Annotated in this window: 26 protein-coding genes and 1 tRNA gene; 22 read left to right on the forward strand and 5 right to left on the reverse strand. The window is 40.5% G+C overall.

What is annotated here, in order from left to right; all coding sequences use genetic code 11:
- Nucleotides 1-439 precede the first annotated feature (439 nt).
- The 3 genes from CD004_RS08645 (at nt 440) to CD004_RS08655 (ending at nt 2,522) form a co-directional block, all read left to right on the forward strand.
- The gene (locus tag CD004_RS08645; protein WP_102262384.1) at nt 440-1,612 is read left to right on the forward strand and encodes an FAD-dependent monooxygenase; all 1,173 of its coding nucleotides are present in this window, start codon (nt 440-442) and stop codon (nt 1,610-1,612) included.
- 265 nt (nt 1,613-1,877) lie between these two features.
- Nucleotides 1,878-2,273, forward strand: coding sequence for a VOC family protein (locus CD004_RS08650; RefSeq protein WP_102262385.1), 396 nt, complete (start codon nt 1,878-1,880; stop codon nt 2,271-2,273).
- Nucleotides 2,274-2,291: 18 nt separating this feature from the next.
- Entirely contained in the window at nt 2,292-2,522 is a 231-nt protein-coding gene (locus CD004_RS08655) for a DUF3977 family protein (protein ID WP_102262386.1), read from the forward strand.
- Nucleotides 2,523-2,588: 66 nt separating this feature from the next.
- On the opposite strand, the gene CD004_RS08660 is transcribed toward CD004_RS08655, so the two are convergent.
- The gene (locus CD004_RS08660; RefSeq protein WP_102262387.1) at nt 2,589-3,062 is read right to left on the reverse strand and encodes a hypothetical protein; all 474 of its coding nucleotides are present in this window, start codon (nt 3,060-3,062) and stop codon (nt 2,589-2,591) included.
- A 107-nt stretch (nt 3,063-3,169) separates the two neighbouring features.
- On the opposite strand from CD004_RS08660, the gene CD004_RS08665 reads away from it, so the two are divergent.
- The 5 genes from CD004_RS08665 (at nt 3,170) to CD004_RS08685 (ending at nt 5,398) form a co-directional block, all read left to right on the forward strand.
- Entirely contained in the window at nt 3,170-3,646 is a 477-nt protein-coding gene (locus tag CD004_RS08665; RefSeq protein WP_233434966.1) for a GNAT family N-acetyltransferase, read from the forward strand.
- Entirely contained in the window at nt 3,624-3,782 is a 159-nt protein-coding gene (locus CD004_RS24290; RefSeq protein WP_233434967.1) for an NUDIX hydrolase, read from the forward strand. Before CD004_RS08665 ends, CD004_RS24290 begins: the two co-directional genes overlap by 23 nt.
- Nucleotides 3,783-3,947: 165 nt before the next feature.
- Nucleotides 3,948-4,439 carry a GNAT family N-acetyltransferase gene (locus tag CD004_RS08675; protein WP_102262388.1) on the forward strand — a complete coding sequence of 164 codons (492 nt, stop codon included), beginning with the start codon at nt 3,948-3,950 and terminating at the stop codon, nt 4,437-4,439.
- Nucleotides 4,440-4,484: 45 nt separating this feature from the next.
- Nucleotides 4,485-4,949, forward strand: coding sequence for a GyrI-like domain-containing protein (locus CD004_RS08680; RefSeq protein WP_407657671.1), 465 nt, complete (start codon nt 4,485-4,487; stop codon nt 4,947-4,949).
- Nucleotides 4,950-5,029: 80 nt separating this feature from the next.
- Nucleotides 5,030-5,398, forward strand: coding sequence for a DUF2500 domain-containing protein (locus CD004_RS08685; protein ID WP_102262390.1), 369 nt, complete (start codon nt 5,030-5,032; stop codon nt 5,396-5,398).
- Nucleotides 5,399-5,432: 34 nt separating this feature from the next.
- Here CD004_RS08685 and CD004_RS24585 read toward each other — a convergent pair whose 3' ends face one another.
- A complete protein-coding gene (locus CD004_RS24585) occupies nt 5,433-5,927 on the reverse strand; it encodes a CBO0543 family protein (protein WP_102262391.1) in 495 nt (164 codons plus the stop codon).
- 173 nt (nt 5,928-6,100) lie between these two features.
- On the opposite strand from CD004_RS24585, the gene CD004_RS08695 reads away from it, so the two are divergent.
- From CD004_RS08695 to CD004_RS08745, 10 genes are all read left to right on the forward strand, one after another.
- Nucleotides 6,101-6,421: a hypothetical protein gene (locus CD004_RS08695; protein ID WP_102262392.1), complete on the forward strand. Its 321-nt coding sequence runs from the start codon at nt 6,101-6,103 to the stop codon at nt 6,419-6,421.
- Nucleotides 6,422-6,433: 12 nt separating this feature from the next.
- Nucleotides 6,434-6,910 (forward strand): hypothetical protein, encoded by a 477-nt coding sequence (locus tag CD004_RS08700; protein ID WP_102262393.1) that lies wholly within the window; start codon nt 6,434-6,436, stop codon nt 6,908-6,910.
- 593 nt (nt 6,911-7,503) lie between these two features.
- Complete coding sequence (locus tag CD004_RS08710; RefSeq protein WP_102262395.1) at nt 7,504-7,923, forward strand: VOC family protein; 420 nt, start codon at nt 7,504-7,506, stop codon at nt 7,921-7,923.
- On the forward strand, nt 7,920-8,480 hold the full coding sequence (locus tag CD004_RS08715) for an AAA family ATPase (protein ID WP_102262396.1): 561 nt from the start codon (nt 7,920-7,922) through the stop codon (nt 8,478-8,480). The genes CD004_RS08710 and CD004_RS08715 overlap by 4 nt, the downstream gene beginning before the upstream one ends.
- A gap of 20 nt (nt 8,481-8,500) precedes the next feature.
- Nucleotides 8,501-9,082 carry a DUF899 family protein gene (locus CD004_RS08720; protein WP_102262397.1) on the forward strand — a complete coding sequence of 194 codons (582 nt, stop codon included), beginning with the start codon at nt 8,501-8,503 and terminating at the stop codon, nt 9,080-9,082.
- Entirely contained in the window at nt 9,072-9,833 is a 762-nt protein-coding gene (locus tag CD004_RS08725) for a phosphotransferase family protein (RefSeq protein WP_102262398.1), read from the forward strand. The genes CD004_RS08720 and CD004_RS08725 overlap by 11 nt, the downstream gene beginning before the upstream one ends.
- 10 nt (nt 9,834-9,843) lie before the next feature.
- Nucleotides 9,844-10,281 (forward strand): GyrI-like domain-containing protein, encoded by a 438-nt coding sequence (locus CD004_RS08730; RefSeq protein WP_102262399.1) that lies wholly within the window; start codon nt 9,844-9,846, stop codon nt 10,279-10,281.
- Nucleotides 10,282-10,364: 83 nt separating this feature from the next.
- Nucleotides 10,365-11,105 (forward strand): class I SAM-dependent methyltransferase, encoded by a 741-nt coding sequence (locus CD004_RS08735; protein WP_102262400.1) that lies wholly within the window; start codon nt 10,365-10,367, stop codon nt 11,103-11,105.
- Nucleotides 11,106-11,112: 7 nt separating this feature from the next.
- Nucleotides 11,113-11,595, forward strand: coding sequence for a GNAT family N-acetyltransferase (locus CD004_RS08740; protein ID WP_102262401.1), 483 nt, complete (start codon nt 11,113-11,115; stop codon nt 11,593-11,595).
- Nucleotides 11,579-12,820, forward strand: a complete 1,242-nt coding sequence (locus tag CD004_RS08745; protein ID WP_102262402.1) for a S41 family peptidase — start codon at nt 11,579-11,581, stop codon at nt 12,818-12,820. The genes CD004_RS08740 and CD004_RS08745 overlap by 17 nt, the downstream gene beginning before the upstream one ends.
- 657 nt (nt 12,821-13,477) lie before the next feature.
- Here the strand turns inward: CD004_RS08745 and CD004_RS08750 are convergent.
- Nucleotides 13,478-14,386: a nuclease-related domain-containing protein gene (locus CD004_RS08750; RefSeq protein ID WP_233434968.1), complete on the reverse strand. Its 909-nt coding sequence runs from the start codon at nt 14,384-14,386 to the stop codon at nt 13,478-13,480.
- 136 nt (nt 14,387-14,522) lie between these two features.
- On the opposite strand from CD004_RS08750, the gene CD004_RS08755 reads away from it, so the two are divergent.
- Nucleotides 14,523-14,744: a hypothetical protein gene (locus tag CD004_RS08755; protein WP_102262404.1), complete on the forward strand. Its 222-nt coding sequence runs from the start codon at nt 14,523-14,525 to the stop codon at nt 14,742-14,744.
- 27 nt (nt 14,745-14,771) lie between these two features.
- On the opposite strand, the gene CD004_RS08760 is transcribed toward CD004_RS08755, so the two are convergent.
- The gene (locus CD004_RS08760) at nt 14,772-15,062 is read right to left on the reverse strand and encodes a hypothetical protein (RefSeq protein WP_102262405.1); all 291 of its coding nucleotides are present in this window, start codon (nt 15,060-15,062) and stop codon (nt 14,772-14,774) included.
- 86 nt (nt 15,063-15,148) lie between these two features.
- Here CD004_RS08760 and CD004_RS23725 point away from each other — a divergent pair, with 86 nt between their 5' ends.
- Both CD004_RS23725 and CD004_RS08765 read left to right on the forward strand, forming a co-directional pair.
- Nucleotides 15,149-15,325, forward strand: a complete 177-nt coding sequence (locus CD004_RS23725; protein WP_158651511.1) for a hypothetical protein — start codon at nt 15,149-15,151, stop codon at nt 15,323-15,325.
- 18 nt (nt 15,326-15,343) lie between these two features.
- Entirely contained in the window at nt 15,344-15,868 is a 525-nt protein-coding gene (locus tag CD004_RS08765; protein ID WP_102262406.1) for a P-loop NTPase family protein, read from the forward strand.
- A 30-nt stretch (nt 15,869-15,898) separates the two neighbouring features.
- Here CD004_RS08765 and CD004_RS08770 read toward each other — a convergent pair whose 3' ends face one another.
- Nucleotides 15,899-16,330 carry a DUF2621 domain-containing protein gene (locus CD004_RS08770; RefSeq protein WP_102262407.1) on the reverse strand — a complete coding sequence of 144 codons (432 nt, stop codon included), beginning with the start codon at nt 16,328-16,330 and terminating at the stop codon, nt 15,899-15,901.
- Nucleotides 16,331-16,469: 139 nt separating this feature from the next.
- Here CD004_RS08770 and CD004_RS23730 point away from each other — a divergent pair.
- A tRNA-Sec gene (locus CD004_RS23730) sits at nt 16,470-16,566 on the forward strand.
- Nucleotides 16,567-16,906: the final 340 nt, after the last annotated feature.

Consider the following 16,906-nt stretch of genomic DNA (forward strand, 5'->3'; position numbering starts at 1 on the left):
ATGTCCGATAGGAGGGTTGTATCGGACAAACAGAAGCGGAAACTGAGAAAAGTGTCCAATAGGAGGGCTCTATCGGACAACCAGAAGGAGCAAGCGGAGAAAAGTGTCCGATAGAACGGCTGTATCGGACAATCGTCAGTTGGAAATAGAGTATTATGTCCGATAGGAGGGTTGTATCGGACAAACAGAAGCGGAAACTGAGAAAAGTGTCCAATAGAAGGGCTCAATCGGACAAACAGAAGGAGAAAGCCGAGAAAAGTGACCGATAGAAGGGCTCAATCGGACAAACAGAAGCGGAAACTGAGAAAAGTGTCCAATAGAAGGGCTCTATCGGACAAACAGAAGGAGAAAGCCGAGAAAAGTGTCCAATAGAAGAGCTCAATCGGACAAACAGAAAGTGGAAACCGAAAAAAATTTCCGATAGAAAGGGGCAGGGCAAATGGTACACCTATTAAACAATCCAGATACAGTGATTATCGGGGCAGGTATTGGGGGACTTTCAGCGGCGATTGCCTTGCAACAGCTCGGCAAAAAAGTGAAAGTTTTTGAGAGAGCTTCGGAACTAAAGGAGATGGGTGCAGGTATTGTACTGTCTGCCAACGCAATCAAGGCATTGGAAAAGCTGGGACTTGCGGATGAGGTGCGTCAGGCTGGCTCACCAGTGAAAACAGCTGAAATTAGGACTCAGGATGGCCAATTTCTTGTTCATATGCCGGTTCACAAGCTGGCCGAACGATATGGAACTTACAGTTATTTGATTTACCGTCCAGACTTACAGAGAATTTGTTATGAAAAATTAGAGCCAAATACAGTCGTGCTTGGAAAAAAGTTTCTACGACTGGAACAGGATCGAAATAAGATTACGAGCTTTTTTGAGGATGGCGAAATACAGAATTCAGATCTTCTCATTGGAGCGGATGGGGTACATTCTCGAGTAAGACAGTATATTATGGAGGAATCGGCCCTACGCTATTCAGGCTTCACTGCTGTCAGAGGAATTTCTAATTTTGAAGATGCCCGTTTTCCAGCTGAACTTGGTGGAGGGTTCGAGGCGTGGGGAAAAGGAAAGAGATTTGGATTTTCTCATTTAGGTAAAGGACGTGTGTTTTGGTTCGCTGCTATCAACGCGCCTCAAGGAACAATAGTTAAAGCGGACAATCCAAAACATATCGCCTTGCACCAATTCAAAGGCTGGTGGGATCCAATTGTAGAGGTCATTGATTCTACAAATGAGGAAAACATCCTTGTTCATGATATTTTTGATCGCAAGCCAGTCAAGAAATGGCATAAAGGAAAAGTGACACTGATGGGAGACGCAGCTCATCCAATGCTGCCGAACCTGGGGCAAGGAGGAGCCCAGGCGATGGAGGATGCTTTGATTCTCGCACGCTGTCTTAAGCAATCTCCTCAAGATATTGAGCAAGCATTAAGTCATTATGAACAAGAGAGAATACCGCGTGTCACAAAGATTGTCCAGGGATCCAGAATGATGGCAAGATTGATGCAACTCGAAAATCCGGTTGCGATTAAAGTCAGAAATCAAGTTTTACGGAAAATGCCAGATGAACTTAAAATCAATAGGCTGGACTGGATACTTGGGTATAAAGCATAAAAGTTGCTATCAAGCAGCAGGACCGTCGGTAAATATAATTGTAGATGGGAAAAACCTTGAGTCGTGTTTTAAACACGATACTTATTGTAATTCAGTACTTTTACTGCGGATAAATATTTATTTGTAATTAACAAGATTCCGGTTTAGACGTACACCTCTTACTAAAAGAAGGAAAATTCAGGGTGGATGTAGAAAACTTTTATAAAAAGTGGGAGATAAAAGGATACGAATAATGTCACAAGAGAATGCAGGAGGCTTTAACAGAATGATTTTTGAAATGACATTCCAGGTACGAGTTGCGGATTATGATGAAGGCTTAAAGTGGTATAAATCTCTATTGCACAAAGATCCTGATTTTACTCCGCATGAGGGCTTTGCCGAGTGGGAATTGATCCCCGGGTGTTGGCTGCAGGTAGCAGAGGGGACGTCTGCTGAGGGAAGCGGTCCACTGCGTTTAGGTGTTAAGTCAATTGAAGAAGAAAAATCCAGATTGATTAACGAATTACATATAGAGCCATTTGAAATTTTTTCGAGAGAAGAAGTTCCAGTGAAATGGGCAACCTTTTCCGATCCGTGGGGAAATCGGATAGGATTTTTTGAGTATATTGAAGAGCAAGAAATGAATGAGAGAATAAACGTGGTCTTAGGAAACCATGGCTGAAATGCCCCCACAAAATATATTGAGATTGGAATCGGAAATACCTGGCTTGTTAGAACGGAATTTGAAATGGAGAACGGGGATGAATATGAAGAGAAGGGGATAAAGGGTCCTGTAAATTTTCATTCAACTTATATAAGAGTCTGGTTCTGGAAGTCAGTAATCATTTTCGATTCCAAGGAAGGTTTAAAAATCGTGTGGAAGAACTGTAAGAATTTCAAATTCATATTCGGAATCGTGAGCAAGCAATGAGGTTTGTCCAAAAAGGTTAGCAGGCAATCTTCAGATATTGTCTATCTGAAGATTAGTATCGAAAATTCACCAGTAAAATCTCCTGTAATTTCTCGTTCCGTTGTTATAGAGGAGATCAGATGTTAAAAATACACCTACAGGCGGAATAGCTCCTGTGTTGATTGGCGGACCGGTCAATGCAGTATCAGTGGTAGCAATCCAACTTCCTGCTTCGCCTGCTTGCAGCGATGGAGGCTTCATCAGGAACTTGCCGCTTAACACCAAATGCCGGACTTTGATCCCTGCGTCATCATATATCGTCAATTGTCCTGTGAACGAAGCATAAGGTGAATCGAATTGGATAGATTTCGCATTTTCATCCCATGTTCCCTGGATAGGGATGGGGTTCCCCCGAAAGTTAGCGGTTCCAATCAATGTATTCCCAGAGATGGAATTGATAGTGATTGTCCCTCTGACAATCGGTTTCCCGGCAATCTCCGCGTCAATCCCCCAAAGTGAAGGTACCGGCAAACTTTGCGCTGCATTCTGTCTATTTTGCAACTTGATCTCTCCTTATTTTTGAAAATAAAGGGTTTCAGCCTATTAAAGAGTATATGCAGAAATCATCGGAATGGGGAATGAAGGTTCTTGGTTAGGAGGATGATGTCTTGAAAATTGAATATCAACATTATTGCTGCATTCCTGAACATGAAATTCTTGAAGGTATTTTAGATGTGCATAAAGTTATTTTCGGCACAATTGATGGCTTAACAGAAAAAATGCAGAATAAGCCTCATCTTCTGTTCACTGTTGTATATGCAGAATCCAAAGTGATTGGATATAAAATTGGATATGAACTCACTCATGAAAAGTTTTATAGCTGGCTTGGGGGAGTACACCCGGATTATCGGAATTTAGGTATAGCCTCCACGTTAATGGATGTTCAACATCGCTATTTAGAAAAAGAAGGGTACAAATCGGTTCAAACAAAGACACTGAATAAATGGCGCAGTATGTTGATTTTAAATATCAAGTGCGGCTTTGATATTACTGAAACCTATATCGACCGGCATGGGCAGCTGAAGATCGTTTTAGAAAAGGAATTAAGTAAAGGGAGAAAAGATGAAGAGTCACATCAACTATAAACTTTATACTGTGTGCATGATCCAAGATGAAGACAAAGTTTTACTTATCGACCGGCAGCATGATTATTTTAAAGGATATATCCCTCCAGGTGGTAAAGTCGATTTTCCGGAAGGTATTGTGGAAAGTGCGATTTGAGAGGTAAAAGAGGAAACGGGGCTGGATGTCTGGAATTTAAAGTATAAAGGTCTAGGAGGGAACGTTCGAGATCCAGGTTACATGGGATCATGAAGAGAACAAAGAGGGAAATGTTGCGATTAAAAATACATAAATTACTGGGTGTTCATTTTAGGAGAGGTCTATATGTCGATTGTAGAAAAAGAAGTAGTTTCTCTGGTATTTTACAAGCCGGAATATAAAGTGCTGCTGTCAAATTACAATTTGTCTGAGGAGCAGCAAAGATATACAGCATTTCCGCTAGATGCACTGCAAAAATGCGAATCAGAATCAGACAGGCACCCAATTGTCATTTTATATGGTAATCAGCCTGCAGGTTTTTTTGTACTCCATGGTTGGGAAGGCGTAAAAGACTTTAGTGAAAATAAAGAAGCCATATTATTACGTGCTTACTCAATAAATGCAGAGTATCAGGGAAAAGGTATTGCATCGCAGTCTATTAAGCTATTGGGCGCCTTTGTTAAGAAGCATTTTCCAAATGTAAATGAAATCATATTGGCTGTAAATCATGCAAATATAGTTGCCCAATCCGTCTATAAGAAAGGCGGCTTCGTGGATAAGGGTATCCGTGCAATGGGAAGAGAAGGAGAAATGTGCATTTATCATCTGGATGTTTAATTTTTCAAGAAAAATGGCGGTTTTAAAAAAAGGGGGATTATGAATATGCCTGAAGTTAAGCATTTTTCAGAAATGAAGTTGGTGGGGTTCCGGGTATTGTGTCCAGGGGACCAGTATATCGTCGAGATTCCGAGAGCTTCGAAGCGGTTGAGTGAACGAATAAATGAAATCATGAATGTAGTGAATCCAGCTATGCAGTATGGAGCTTTTGTTGTCGAACATAATTCAAATGAGGAAGATGGGTATTGGGTTTGTGTTGAAGTATCAGAATTTGAGGGCATCCCCGATGACATGGTTGCCCTAACAATACCTGCTCAAATGTACGCTGTGCTAAGACACCAAGGTGCTAACGAGAAAATCAGGCAAACATATAACGAGCTGCATCAATGGATTGAAGTTAACGGGTATCAGAGATTAACGGCTAAATGGCATTTAGAAGTCTTTTATGAATGGACTGATCCTGCCAATTTAGATGTGGAACTTATGGATACAGTAGCTTTTGAAGTATAAAGTTGGAAGAATTTGAAACTTTGTACCTCCCCCATTCGTAAAGATATATACATACTTAGAGAGCAGGGGGAGGATGCCTGATGGTAGAAACACAAGGCGATTTTATGTTTACATTTGTACCTATTTTTATGGGAGCAATATTTATTTTAGTGTTTGGCATTATCATTTTTACGATTATTAAAAGTGTTGGGACCTGGAGTAAGAATAACCAGTCCCCTCGCGTGAATGCAAATGCCATGGTCGTCACGAAAAGAACAAGTGTGCGCGGAGGTGGAGAAACCAGAGCGCGAAGCATCTATTATGTGACATTTGAATTGGACAGCGGTGATAGACTCGAACTTCAAGTTGATGGCCAGGAATATGGGCAGCTGGTTGAAGGGGATCATGGCGACTTAAACTTTCAAGGAACGCGTTATTTGGGATTTACAAGACGTGCCAATAAGAGCTAGAAGACCAAATCATTTTTGATTTGGTCTTTTGCTTTTATTTACTATTCATCTCCTCATCCAGAGAATTTACGGAAAGGTCTTTATTATTTATGATCCGGATCATTCCGATAATCCCTCGGCATAATAAAAATTTCAAGACCAAACTAAAGCCTGAGTGATACCATGTCCAGCCCTTTTTCCAGGTGATCAGCTTTGTTTTCCTGGCAGCAAATGTCTCAATCATTACCTGTGGAATGATAAATGGAAAGAGTTTAAGAAATATACCTATTGGCTTACTATTGAGTGTCCACTGATTGTAATATAGTAACATCAATGGATAGTGCACATAGTCGAAGGGCAAGTGAATCTTGAAGTTTTTCTTGAATGGCCTGATTTCATATTTTAGATATCCTTTAGACACAAGGTAACGGTCTGCCCATGAATTCCCAATTATACTTACAAGATATACGATGATCCAATCTTTGAAGGAACGTTTTACGATGGCAAAAGGTAATAAAAACAAGGCTGCAAAAGCGGAAGTGTATAACATGTTGCGGATATTTTATATTGTTTTGTACGCAAGAAATACCACCTCATCATTAAAATGCAACAATATGATTCCTTTATGTATCCTGACATGAAAGTTTATCTTTAAATGAAATTTAATCAAATACGGAGGTAAGGGGATAATACATATAAAAGATAAAAAAAGAAGGTGAGACCTTGCCTCGTAAGTCAGCAGCAAATCCAGAAGAAGATGATATGAAAGAAGCAGAACCAATTCAAGATAATAAAATTGATGAAATAGAAAACTTAAATCGCTTGCTAGCAGCTGTTCTGGACTACCTTTCTGATGATGAAGTAGAAGTCATTGATATTGAATACTTGTTGGAGAATACCGAAGGATTGCGCGACTGGTGGAATCAGTATCGGGAGAGGAACAGAAAAAAGATTGAAGAGGAAATAACACAGGCGCTTGGGGATCTTTCGATTGAAGAGCTGGAGAACTTGAGGGAGAAGATCAAAGGGAACGAAAAAGAATGAAGGGTTTTGCTTATGATTGGACTACTATTATCGATTCTGATTTTTAACCTGATTGCTTTCAAGCTGAATAAAAGGTTGCTCCCAAGCCAGGTCGTGCAAATTTGGACATTCACGATTGCTTTCCAGATGCTTTTTGATTTCATTGTGGAATTCAAGTACCAAAGTTATTGGTACTTTTCACCGGGATTTGACTGGGTAGGCCTGATTCCCAGGACAGTTTTGATCCCACCAGTGAACATAATATTTTTGAATCTATATCCGTTTGAAAAGAAGGTATTAAATAAGATTTTATTCTTAGTCATCTTTGTTATTTTAATTTTAGTATATGAACTTATCGTCCTGCTGCCGGGTCCCTGGGGATATTTTCATTATGGGTGGTGGGAAATTTGGTATTCTGCCATCGTCGACCCTATCATTTTAATCTGTTTATTAGGTTTTTATAAATGGATTGATTGGCTTGATCGTAAACCAGTTATTTTTAAAGACTAAGGGAAGGTGGTAAACAGAATGTTTTGGGCACCATATCTCGCTCTGGTCATTAACCTTCTAATTATCTGGTTTATGCCGAAGCGTCTCACAAACAGAGAAATATAAACTTCCTGGGCTGTAATTGCATTAATCAACTTGAGTACAGATGTTACTTTGGATTTATATTTTAAGCTTTATGAACTGGGTGGTCCGGGAGTTCAGATTGGAGTGCATATTATAGAATTAACCCTTGGAGCGTCTTTTGGGATAATCTTTCTCAACTTCATGCCAAGAAAGATTAATGCATTTGCTTTATATATGGTAGCCTGGTTAGTTATTACAATCCTTTTTGAGCTGCTAATGGTCAAAGTGGGATTTATTCAGTATACAGGCTGGGTATGGTGGTATTCCGTTTCTTATTACATAGCGGCTTTCTTTTTTGTTAGGTGGCATTTATATTTTATAAGAAAAGAAATTTGAACCGTATGGATTAAGTTGAAAGCTATAATCTATGCGGTTTTTTATTTTATAAAGCTGTTTAAATGGAAAATAATTGTTAACAAGGAAGGTGAAAAGAGAGAAATATAGAATCTTAAATAGTGAGGTGAAATGTAGTGGAAAATCAATTAATCCGAGTGGGTACGATTTACATTCCTGTTAAGGATCCGGTTAGTTCAGCAGAATGGTATAAGGAAAAACTGGGTGCCAAATTAAATTACCTGGATGATGAAAAAGCTATTTTAGATTTGGCTGATATTAGTATGTTTTTGGTTAAGGCAGTGGGACAGAGCTCGAACTTTTTTGATGTAAACGGGACGGAACGGTTCGTTCTTACATATGAGGTCGATGGTTTGGAGGTACTTACTTCGATTCACTCAGATTTTAAAGAACGAGGAATTGAAGTCGGTGAGATTGAGAACAGGGGTCACGCAGGCAGGAATTTTGTGTTTTACGATCTGGACGGAAATAAATTCGATGTCTGGAGTGAGTTGAGCCGGGAATTTAAGATGAGGTTTGAAAGGGAGGAAGTATGAAGTTTGTTTTAATATTTGGCCCACAGGCTGTCGGTAAAATGACGGTAGGGCATGAACTAGAAAAAATCACAGAATTGAAGCTTTTCCATAACCATATGACGATTGAATTAGTGAATCCTTTCTTTGATTACGGGACTAGGGAGGGGAAGCGGTTAGTCGGACTCTTCCGTCAGGAAATATTTGAGGCGATGGCGAAAAGCGATCAGTATGGCTTGATTTTCACCTATGTCTGGGCGTTCGATATGAAGGAAGACTGGGAGTATGTGGATAAAGTATGCCAGATTTTTGAGTCAGAGGGTGAAACGGTGTATTTTGTTGAATTGGAGGCAGACTTGGACGAAAGACTAGAGCGCAACAAAAGCCCTCATCGACTCCAACACAAGCCAACCAAGCGGAACCTGCAAAGGTCGGAGCGGGACCTGGTGGAGTCGATGGACCAATACCGTTTGAACTCGAATGCTGGTGAGATAGAAAGAGAGAACTATATCCGACTAAATAACACAAATTTAAACGCATCAGAAGTTGCCCAGCATATTAAGGCATATTTTGATTTGTGATTGAAAGGGGATACGAAGATTTGGATTCTATTAAACAATTAGAACAGGAAATGGAAAGCAAAGAGAAAGAGTTAGTGAGTTTGAAGCATGAGCTTGCGGCGTTAAGAAAACAGCTTCCTTTATTTACAGTAGAAGATTATACCTTAACTAGTACAGAAGGCGAAAAGCTTCTATTGAGTGAGCTTTTTGGAGATAAAAGTGAATTGATCGTCATTCATAATATGGGGAAATCCTGCTCTTACTGTACTCTATGGGCTGATGGGTTCAGCGGTTTTACCAAACACCTTGAGAACAAGGCAGCTTTTGTCTTAACCAGTCCGGACGATTACCAAACGCTATCCGACTTTTCAAATGAACGCGGCTGGGCGTTCAAAAGCGTTTCAACGAAAGGGACAACTTTTAAAGAAGATCTTGGATTTAAAAGTAAAGAAGGATTTTGGCCTGGAGTTTCTATTCTGTTAAAAGAAGAGGATGGAACCATCAAGCATTACACAAAAGCCGCCTTCGGTCCAGGGGACGACTACTGCAGCATCTGGTCCCTGTTTGAATTGTTGCCGGAAGGAAGCGGAAGTTGGGGACCTAAACATAAATATGAGGAATAGTAACGTTTTCTTTAAGGATGTTCTTGGTGAGATCAAAAAGATTGAAAAAATCCCTGAACAAGGCTGCACTTCGGAAGTTAGCATGATTGTCACCGGAGACGGTACTTACATCCTGAAAAGTGTTTTTAAGGAAAAATATCGAGAGTGGCTAAAGCTGGAGGCGGAGGTTCTTGAAAGTTTGTCTTTTCAGAGACCAATACCAGTTCCCTGGTTTTATGGATTCACTGAAGAGGAGCATGCAAGCCATTTGCTGATGTCGTTTGAGGAAGGAATTACGTTGACTGCTGCATTAAGAAATGCAGGGACGAATCAGGAGAAACGGAGATTAATCCGAAGTTTTGGCCAGTTTATTTTTCAGCTTCACAATCAAGAGCCTGTCTTTAAAACAGATTCTGACTGGCTTGAAACTCAGCTGAAAAGGGCTCGCAAATACGCTGAATCAGGTCAAGCAGATGGCAGCTTAGAGTTATTGGAACAGTTGATAGCGAATAAACCCGAGCATGTAAAACAAACGATGATCCATGGTGATTGCACAACAGATAATGTGCTGGTGATCTATGGGGAAGTCCGTATGTTCATCGATGTAGCTGGAATGACACGTGGCGATCCTCGTTATGATGAGGCATTGGCCATCCGAAAGTTCAGACACAATCCGGAATTGGTGTCTGCTTTTTATGAAGGATATACTCGTCACAGGGTTACGGATGATGAATTCCGTTATTTTGAAAAAGGTTTATATGAATTTTTTTAGGAGGCTTAAAATGTGCCAGGTTGTGAATAAAGAATTTAAAGTAATTGTTGAGAAACATACAGGGCTATTTAAAGATTATGCTGAATTAATCCCCAAGGCAGCACAACAATTTTTACAGAGGGCGGCGAATCTTGCTGGGACGGAAGTTACAGTGTACGAACCTAAAGCAAGTGAGAGCCATGTTGAGGGGACTTTTTATGTAGGGTTATTGGTTAATGATGAGTTGGATACCTTACCAGATGGGGCGGAAGTTCTCGAGATTCAGCATACATACGGAATGATCAGAGGAAAAGGGACAGAGATGGGTAACTTATATTCAACGCTTGATCAATGGATTGATGAACAAGGCTATGCAAGGGATACTTTGGAGAATTTTATTTTAGAAACCTACCATCCAGAGGAAAATGGAGTGGAGGAAGTAGAAATATATATTCCTATTAAAGCTTAAGGCAACGTTTTTTCGTTGTCTTTTGTATTGGTTTTGGTAATATATTAAAGATTTGTCTTTCTTTAGAAAGTAGAGGGGATAGGATGGAGTTCAGAGGTGCTTCTGTTTATGACGAAGGGGAATTTTACAATAATTATACGAAGCGGAGAAAGCGGCCGGAAAGTCCAAACAACATTATTGAAAAGCCGATTTTGCTAAAGATGATTGGGAATGTGGTTGGTAAAAGGATTTTGGATTTAGGATGCGGTGATGCGGAAATCGGGGTTGAGCTTTTACAACAATGGGGAGCTTCTTATCTTGGGCTGGAAGGCTCGAAAAATATGACTCTAGCTGCAGCGGAAAACCTTCAAGGAACTACTGGCCAGGTAATACACTCTTCAATGGAAGAATGGCAGCCGCAGCCAGAACAATACGATCTAGTCCTTTCTCGTTTTGCCCTCCATTATTTAGCGGACTTAGCGGGCGTTTTCACAAAGGTTCATGACTCACTGGTGCCTGGCGGGAAGTTTATATTCAGCGTTCAGCACCCGGTACTCACCTCCTCCACTAAAAGTGCAGAAGGGTCGGGCAGGAGAACGGATTGGGTTGTAGATGATTATTTTAGCCAGGGCGAACGGGCCGAGCCATGGATTGGAAAAAAGGTAATCAAATACCATCGGACAATTGAAGAATACTTCCAACTCATGCTGCAAGCCGGCTTTGCGGTGGATGATCTTAGAGAAGGCACACCAAGAGCGGAAAACTTCTCCAGCAAGGAAGAGTACGAACGGCGAAGGAGAATTCCGCTGGTTTTGATGATTTCGGGTACGAAGCGGGGAGGATAACAGCCAGATGGAAATTCGACCAGCTAAGCAAGAGGATGTTAAGGAGATTTTGTCTATATTGAATGCCGCGTCATTAGCTTTACTTGATAAAGGGATTAATCAATGGACATTCCCCTGGGATACTCAAGGGCTGGTGGAGCAGCTTGAGTTTTTACATGTAGGAACAGTGTCTGGGAATGTTATTGCTACATTCGGAATTAAAGATTTGAATGATTGGCATGTAGGAAAAAGCGGAAAGTATCTTTATCAAATAGCCATCCATCCGGAGCTTCAGGGCAAGGGATATGGTTCTGAGATTACATCCTGGGCATGCCAATATGCCCGAAGATTAGGAGAAGAACTGTATCTTGATTGCTGGGCAGGAAATAAGAAATTAAAAGACTTTTACAGTGGAAATGGCTTCGAATATGTAGGCGATTTTCCTGAAGAGGATTATCACATAAGCGTTTTTAAATGTAGGCAGGAGGGGCAATATGGAAGCTATTTTTAAGGAAATTGTCCATATTATGCACCATGATTACGCAGGATGGAAGGATAAGCAAGGCTGGGACCGACCGGAATATTTTCTAGGTCAATTGGAAGACGATAACTTTGCCAGTGTTGTAAAAGAGTATTTACGTGATTTTAATGACAAGCACATTTATTTTTATGATCCGAACTCCGAGAAGGAATCCTCACAAGATAGAGGCTTTAAGGTGAGAAGGTATGAGGACAAGCTTTATGTCACCGAGGTTGGCTCTGAAGGGCGTCTTGAAAAAGGAACTGCTTTTACAGCAATTGGTGGATGGTCCGTTCCGGAGCTAAGGGAGCGTCATGCGAGGCTTTTGAATGAGAGCCATGCCGAACGGGAGAACTGGGCGCAGATTCTTGCACAGTATGAGTATGGTGAAACGGATGATGGTCAGGAGGTTCGGTTTCGTTTTTATCCAAAAAGTGACTATCAGCCAGTATATTCCGTAGAGGTGTTGAATGATAAGACACTGTTAATGACGATGACCGACTTTGCGGATCCGGATGCGATTATTCGGATGGTTGATGAGCATAAAGAACTCCTTGAGTCTATGGAAAACTGGATTATTGATGTGAGAGTGAATTATGGCGGAGGTGACGCAAGTTATTTTAACCTTTTGCCGTATTTGATGCCGGAAGAAGGAGTGGATTTGGCAGATCCAGAGGAAAAAATGTTCTTTAATTGCACTGAAGCTAATTCGCAGAGACAGCTTGAAGGCATAAAAGAGCAGATGAAAGGGATTCAAGACGACCAGGCTAAAGTCTTTGTGAGAGCATGGCAGCGAGAGTGGGACCGAAACAGAGGTAAAGGTTTTGTTGAATTCGATTTTAGTGAATTTTTTCCTGATACTTTTGTAAAAGGGAAGTCTGAGCCAAAATCCATTATTGTGATGACGGATGTTTTTTGTGGCAGTGCCGGGGACTCGTTTGTTGAAGCTTGCAAGAAATCTAGTAAGATTACCGTGATTGGTAGACCAACGGCAGGGTTGAACGATTATGCCAACCTGGCGATCCAGCGTTGGGATGAGGGCTATGAATTGTGGTACCCAACCTCTCGTTTGTCCAGGATTGATCATGGACGTGGCATGACAGGAGTGGGGATTGAACCTCACATCTATATACCCTGGTCTCCACTGCATTGGAAAGAGGATGTGGATCTTGCTACAGCATTGAAGCTGGTAGACTCTAACTTACCTACATATTAATAGAAAATACGGTAAAAAGTTTACAAAATAGCCGTATTTCTTTTAATCCATCTTTACAATACTGTGTTAAAGTATAAATGTAAGGGAACTCACAATTAAGGAGTGTTGGCGATGGTTAAAAAAGTCATCATTAATTTCTTATTGGTATGTGCCCACTTCTATCTGCTTTAACAAAAGTTAAAAAAGTCTTAACATAATGAGGCAATGAACTTTATTTTAGTCTTTTAAAATAAATACTAGGCAGGATAGCAAGTGTGGCTATCACAGCAACCGGCGAAGGTGGGGCCGGTTGCTATTTTTTTTGTATGAACCTTTGTAATAGAGCGGAGAAGCTTTATCGGACAAACGTAAGGCGTGTAATGGCAAAAGTGTCCAATAGAAGGGCTCTATCGGACAAACAGAAGGGATGGAACAGCAAAAGTGTCCGATAGAAAGGCTCTATCGGACAAACAGAAGGGATGGAACAGCAAAAGTGTCCGATAGAAAGGCTCTATCGGACAAACGGAAGGCATGGAACAGCAAAAGTGTCCAATAGAAGGGCTCTATCGGACAAACGGAAGGCATGGGACGGCAAAAGTGTCTGATAGAAAGGCTCTATCGGACAAAAAGAAGGCATGAACTGGGAAAATCGTCAGATAATATCATCTTTTGTTTCTGCTATTTATAATTAGTCCACTTTCTAGTGCCTTCGACTGTAAGATTATTTGCTAGAATTCTTCTAATTCGCTTATCATTTTGAATTACCACACACCATTCTTGAATATTACTTGTTGTAATTGCACGTTCTGAAAATAACAATCTAAACTCCTCTACCGTCCTCATAACTGCTGATTCTACTAATTCTTTGCTCCCGCAATCCTTACAAACTAAATACTTATGATTAGCCTCTACTGAAAACGACTCACACTCACTACAGGTAATACCTTTCTTGAGTTCGTCGTAGTGAAAGGATGGTAGTTTATTGTAGGATGTCTCAATCTGATGAAGGGAGGCTAGTTTGTTTGCGAGTTTGTATTGATTGGCGGATGGTTTTCCCGGCTGGTTGTTGAGGTTTTCGAGGAGTCGCTTGATCTGGGTGGGGAATATGAATGGAAGGTCTGGATGTGCGTGATACAGGGTAAACTCGGGGTTAATAAAAACGACTGAACCTTGTATTTTAAAGTTGTAGCCTAGTTGATTTAATAGTTTCTTAAAAAGCAGTTTGCTGCGGTTGAGTTGATCGAGTGGATTCTTGATCGAAACTCCGGTTGTTATTGAAGTTAGACCTTCTTGTTTGTATAAGTAATCTCCCTGGTTAGTCTTTATTTCAAAAAGATATAATGTGCCGGCAAATATAATCAAAGTATCGATTTGGAAGGTTGTTCTTTCAACTTCGAGCAGCAATTCGTTCAGGATCAAACAGCTGCTTGTCAGTTTTTCCGTCATGGCATCGAATTGCAATTCGCCTTTATATCCCTTATCGAGGTATGAAAAATACCTTTTTTCCTCATCTGCTAAATCAAGTCTCTTGTTCAAGATTCTAAGCTTTGACAAAATAATAGGTTCCGTTCGTTCCTTAAAAGCCACAAGCATCTTCCTTCCGATTTTAATCTACTTAATCATACTATTTTACCGAAATGAAAATATTGAATTTTTTGTGAATTCAGACAAGCCTGCTTGAATACAATGATAAAACCACTCGATTCAGTCAGGAGGAGTAGGGATGTCATTGAAGGTTTATGCCATTTTACTTAAAACCGCGGGCCTTGCCGTTTTCCTTGTTCCAATGTTCATGAAGGGAATGGGATATATTGCGACCATTTCTCCAGCGCTAATGTTTAGTTTGATCGCAATTGGAGTCGTTTTATTAATAGTTGGAAATGTGGTAGAAGCAAAGGCAATGCGGAACGGTGAATATTTTAGACGGAGAAGATTTAGGAAATGAGTAACGAGTTTCAGCATCTGAAACTCGTTATTTTTTTAAAGAAAGAATGAACCAAACAAGTAGGTAGAGATACCCTGCAATTGTGAAAATCGCCCATAGCGCGCCTTTCTTCAATTCCCTCGCTAGAAATTCGAATTCACTCATCTCCAACGGTCTGTCGATACTATTCATCAGACTGACCATTGGCACTGAAATAATGACCAGTATCGCAATCATGGCCAGCGGGACCTGTTTTTTCTTAATGACACTATAAATAGCCCTCACAAAAATAATCATTAACAACAAATATAAGATAATCCAAAAGACAACTTCCATCATAAAAATAACCTCCCTAAGGAATTCTATCATTTTTTTATCTCGAATGCCTGTTAGAATGTGGTAAAATTGCTTCAGAGGTGAGTAGTTTGGTAGTAATCAATATTTGGTTAATCGTCATCCTGGTTGTTGCCTTTGTCGCGGCAGTCGGAGCTTGGCTGAATACAAGAATCATCCTCAAAGATTTGGCTAAAATCAAAAACCATCTGGGGATTAAGGAAGAGCGGGCACCATCAGTTTTTGACAATGATCTCGATAAAGAATAATTAACAGGGTGGAAGACAGTGACGAAAATACATATTATTGGCGGACCCGGAAGCGGAAAATCTTACATAGCAGGAAAACTTTCAAAAATGCTTGGACTGCCCAAGCATGAATTGGACAACTTCTTTTGGGATCATGAATCCGAGTATTACGGTTCGCAAACCCCTCCAGTAAAAAGGGCGGAAAAGCTGAATAAGGTGCTCGGTCAGGAAAAGTGGATTATTGAAGGGGTGTATCATAGCTGGCTGGAAGAGAGTTTCAGCCAGTCAGATTATATTTTCATTCTAAAGACGAATGTCTATGTGCGTGACTGGAGAATTGTAAAGAGGTTCGTACTTAGAAAGGTTAAACTGGTTTCTTCTCCACGAAAAGAGAATGTGAAGACGCTGATCGACTTGCTAAGATGGAACCATCAGTATGACGGAAATAACCTGGTAGAGGCAATCAAGCTGATGAAGCCCTACAAGGATAAGGTCATCATCCTCACGAAAAATGATGATGTATTCAAGCTTTTTAAAAAGCGGAAAAAGGCAGTCGCTAAGTAATGAAAAAAACTGCCTTAACACAAGGCAGTTTTAGAACAAGCTCTCATATGGTGCGGTGCTGATTTGTTTTTCAGCAAGCCGCTTTCGTAAAAACTTATGATCACGTTTCGGTGTGGCAAGAATATAGCCGCGAATGACAAGCTCCTGAGTAATCTTTTCCGCCTTTTCATTAAGTGCAATCTCACCAATTTTGCCTGCGATCTTGTGTCTCGCCACATCCCTGAACAATTCAGGAACTGGACTGACCAAATCCTCAAGCAATGCCTTCTGGTCATCCGGCCACAAATGTCGCGTTTGATTCACATAATACTCTTCCCAGTCCATATCTGATTTGCCGTCGTTCTTAGGCAGCTTTTTCAAGAACTTGCGGAACATAAAGAATCCGCCAATCGCGAATAAACCTACCAATACAACGACCCAAAACAAAATAAATAATAAAAACCAACCTTCTAGCTGATACATAACCCTTCACCCACGCATTTCTAATATCTTTTCTTATTATAGTACCAGCCAACTAGGGAAGACAAGTCTTGTGACAATTTGAGTAACACTCTTGTAAAATAGCCAGCTTCTAAGTATAATAGACCTTGTTCTTCAAAACGGGGCTGAATGGGGTACTGGTGTCCCCCACGGTCTTCAAAACCGCTTGTGACCTGCGTGCCAGGTCAGGTGGGTTCGATTCCCACGCAGTCCCGCCAAAATACATAACTTAGTAACCGCTCAGAATGCTGGGCGTTTTTTTTGTATTTGAAATTGATAGTGGAAGGTCCTTATCAAAATAGAAAAATAAAGCCCTCATAGCGATAATTAAGGCAGAATTTAATAGTTAATGTAAAGTAAACTCACCGACACTTATTTGTTTTCACCACGCGTATTGTGAAGCTGTTGCGAAGATTGTACTTGTATAGATTTTGAACCTTTAACCTGTGGTGGATAAGACTTTTTATCATATGGATTTACTCTATTATAGAGTATTTCGACTCTGGAATGAGACGCAAGAACCGTCCCCAGGTCTCATAAAAGTCAATGTTAGGGAGA

Source organism: Mesobacillus jeotgali (genome assembly GCF_002874535.1).
GTDB lineage: Bacteria > Bacillota > Bacilli > Bacillales > Cytobacillaceae > Mesobacillus > Mesobacillus jeotgali.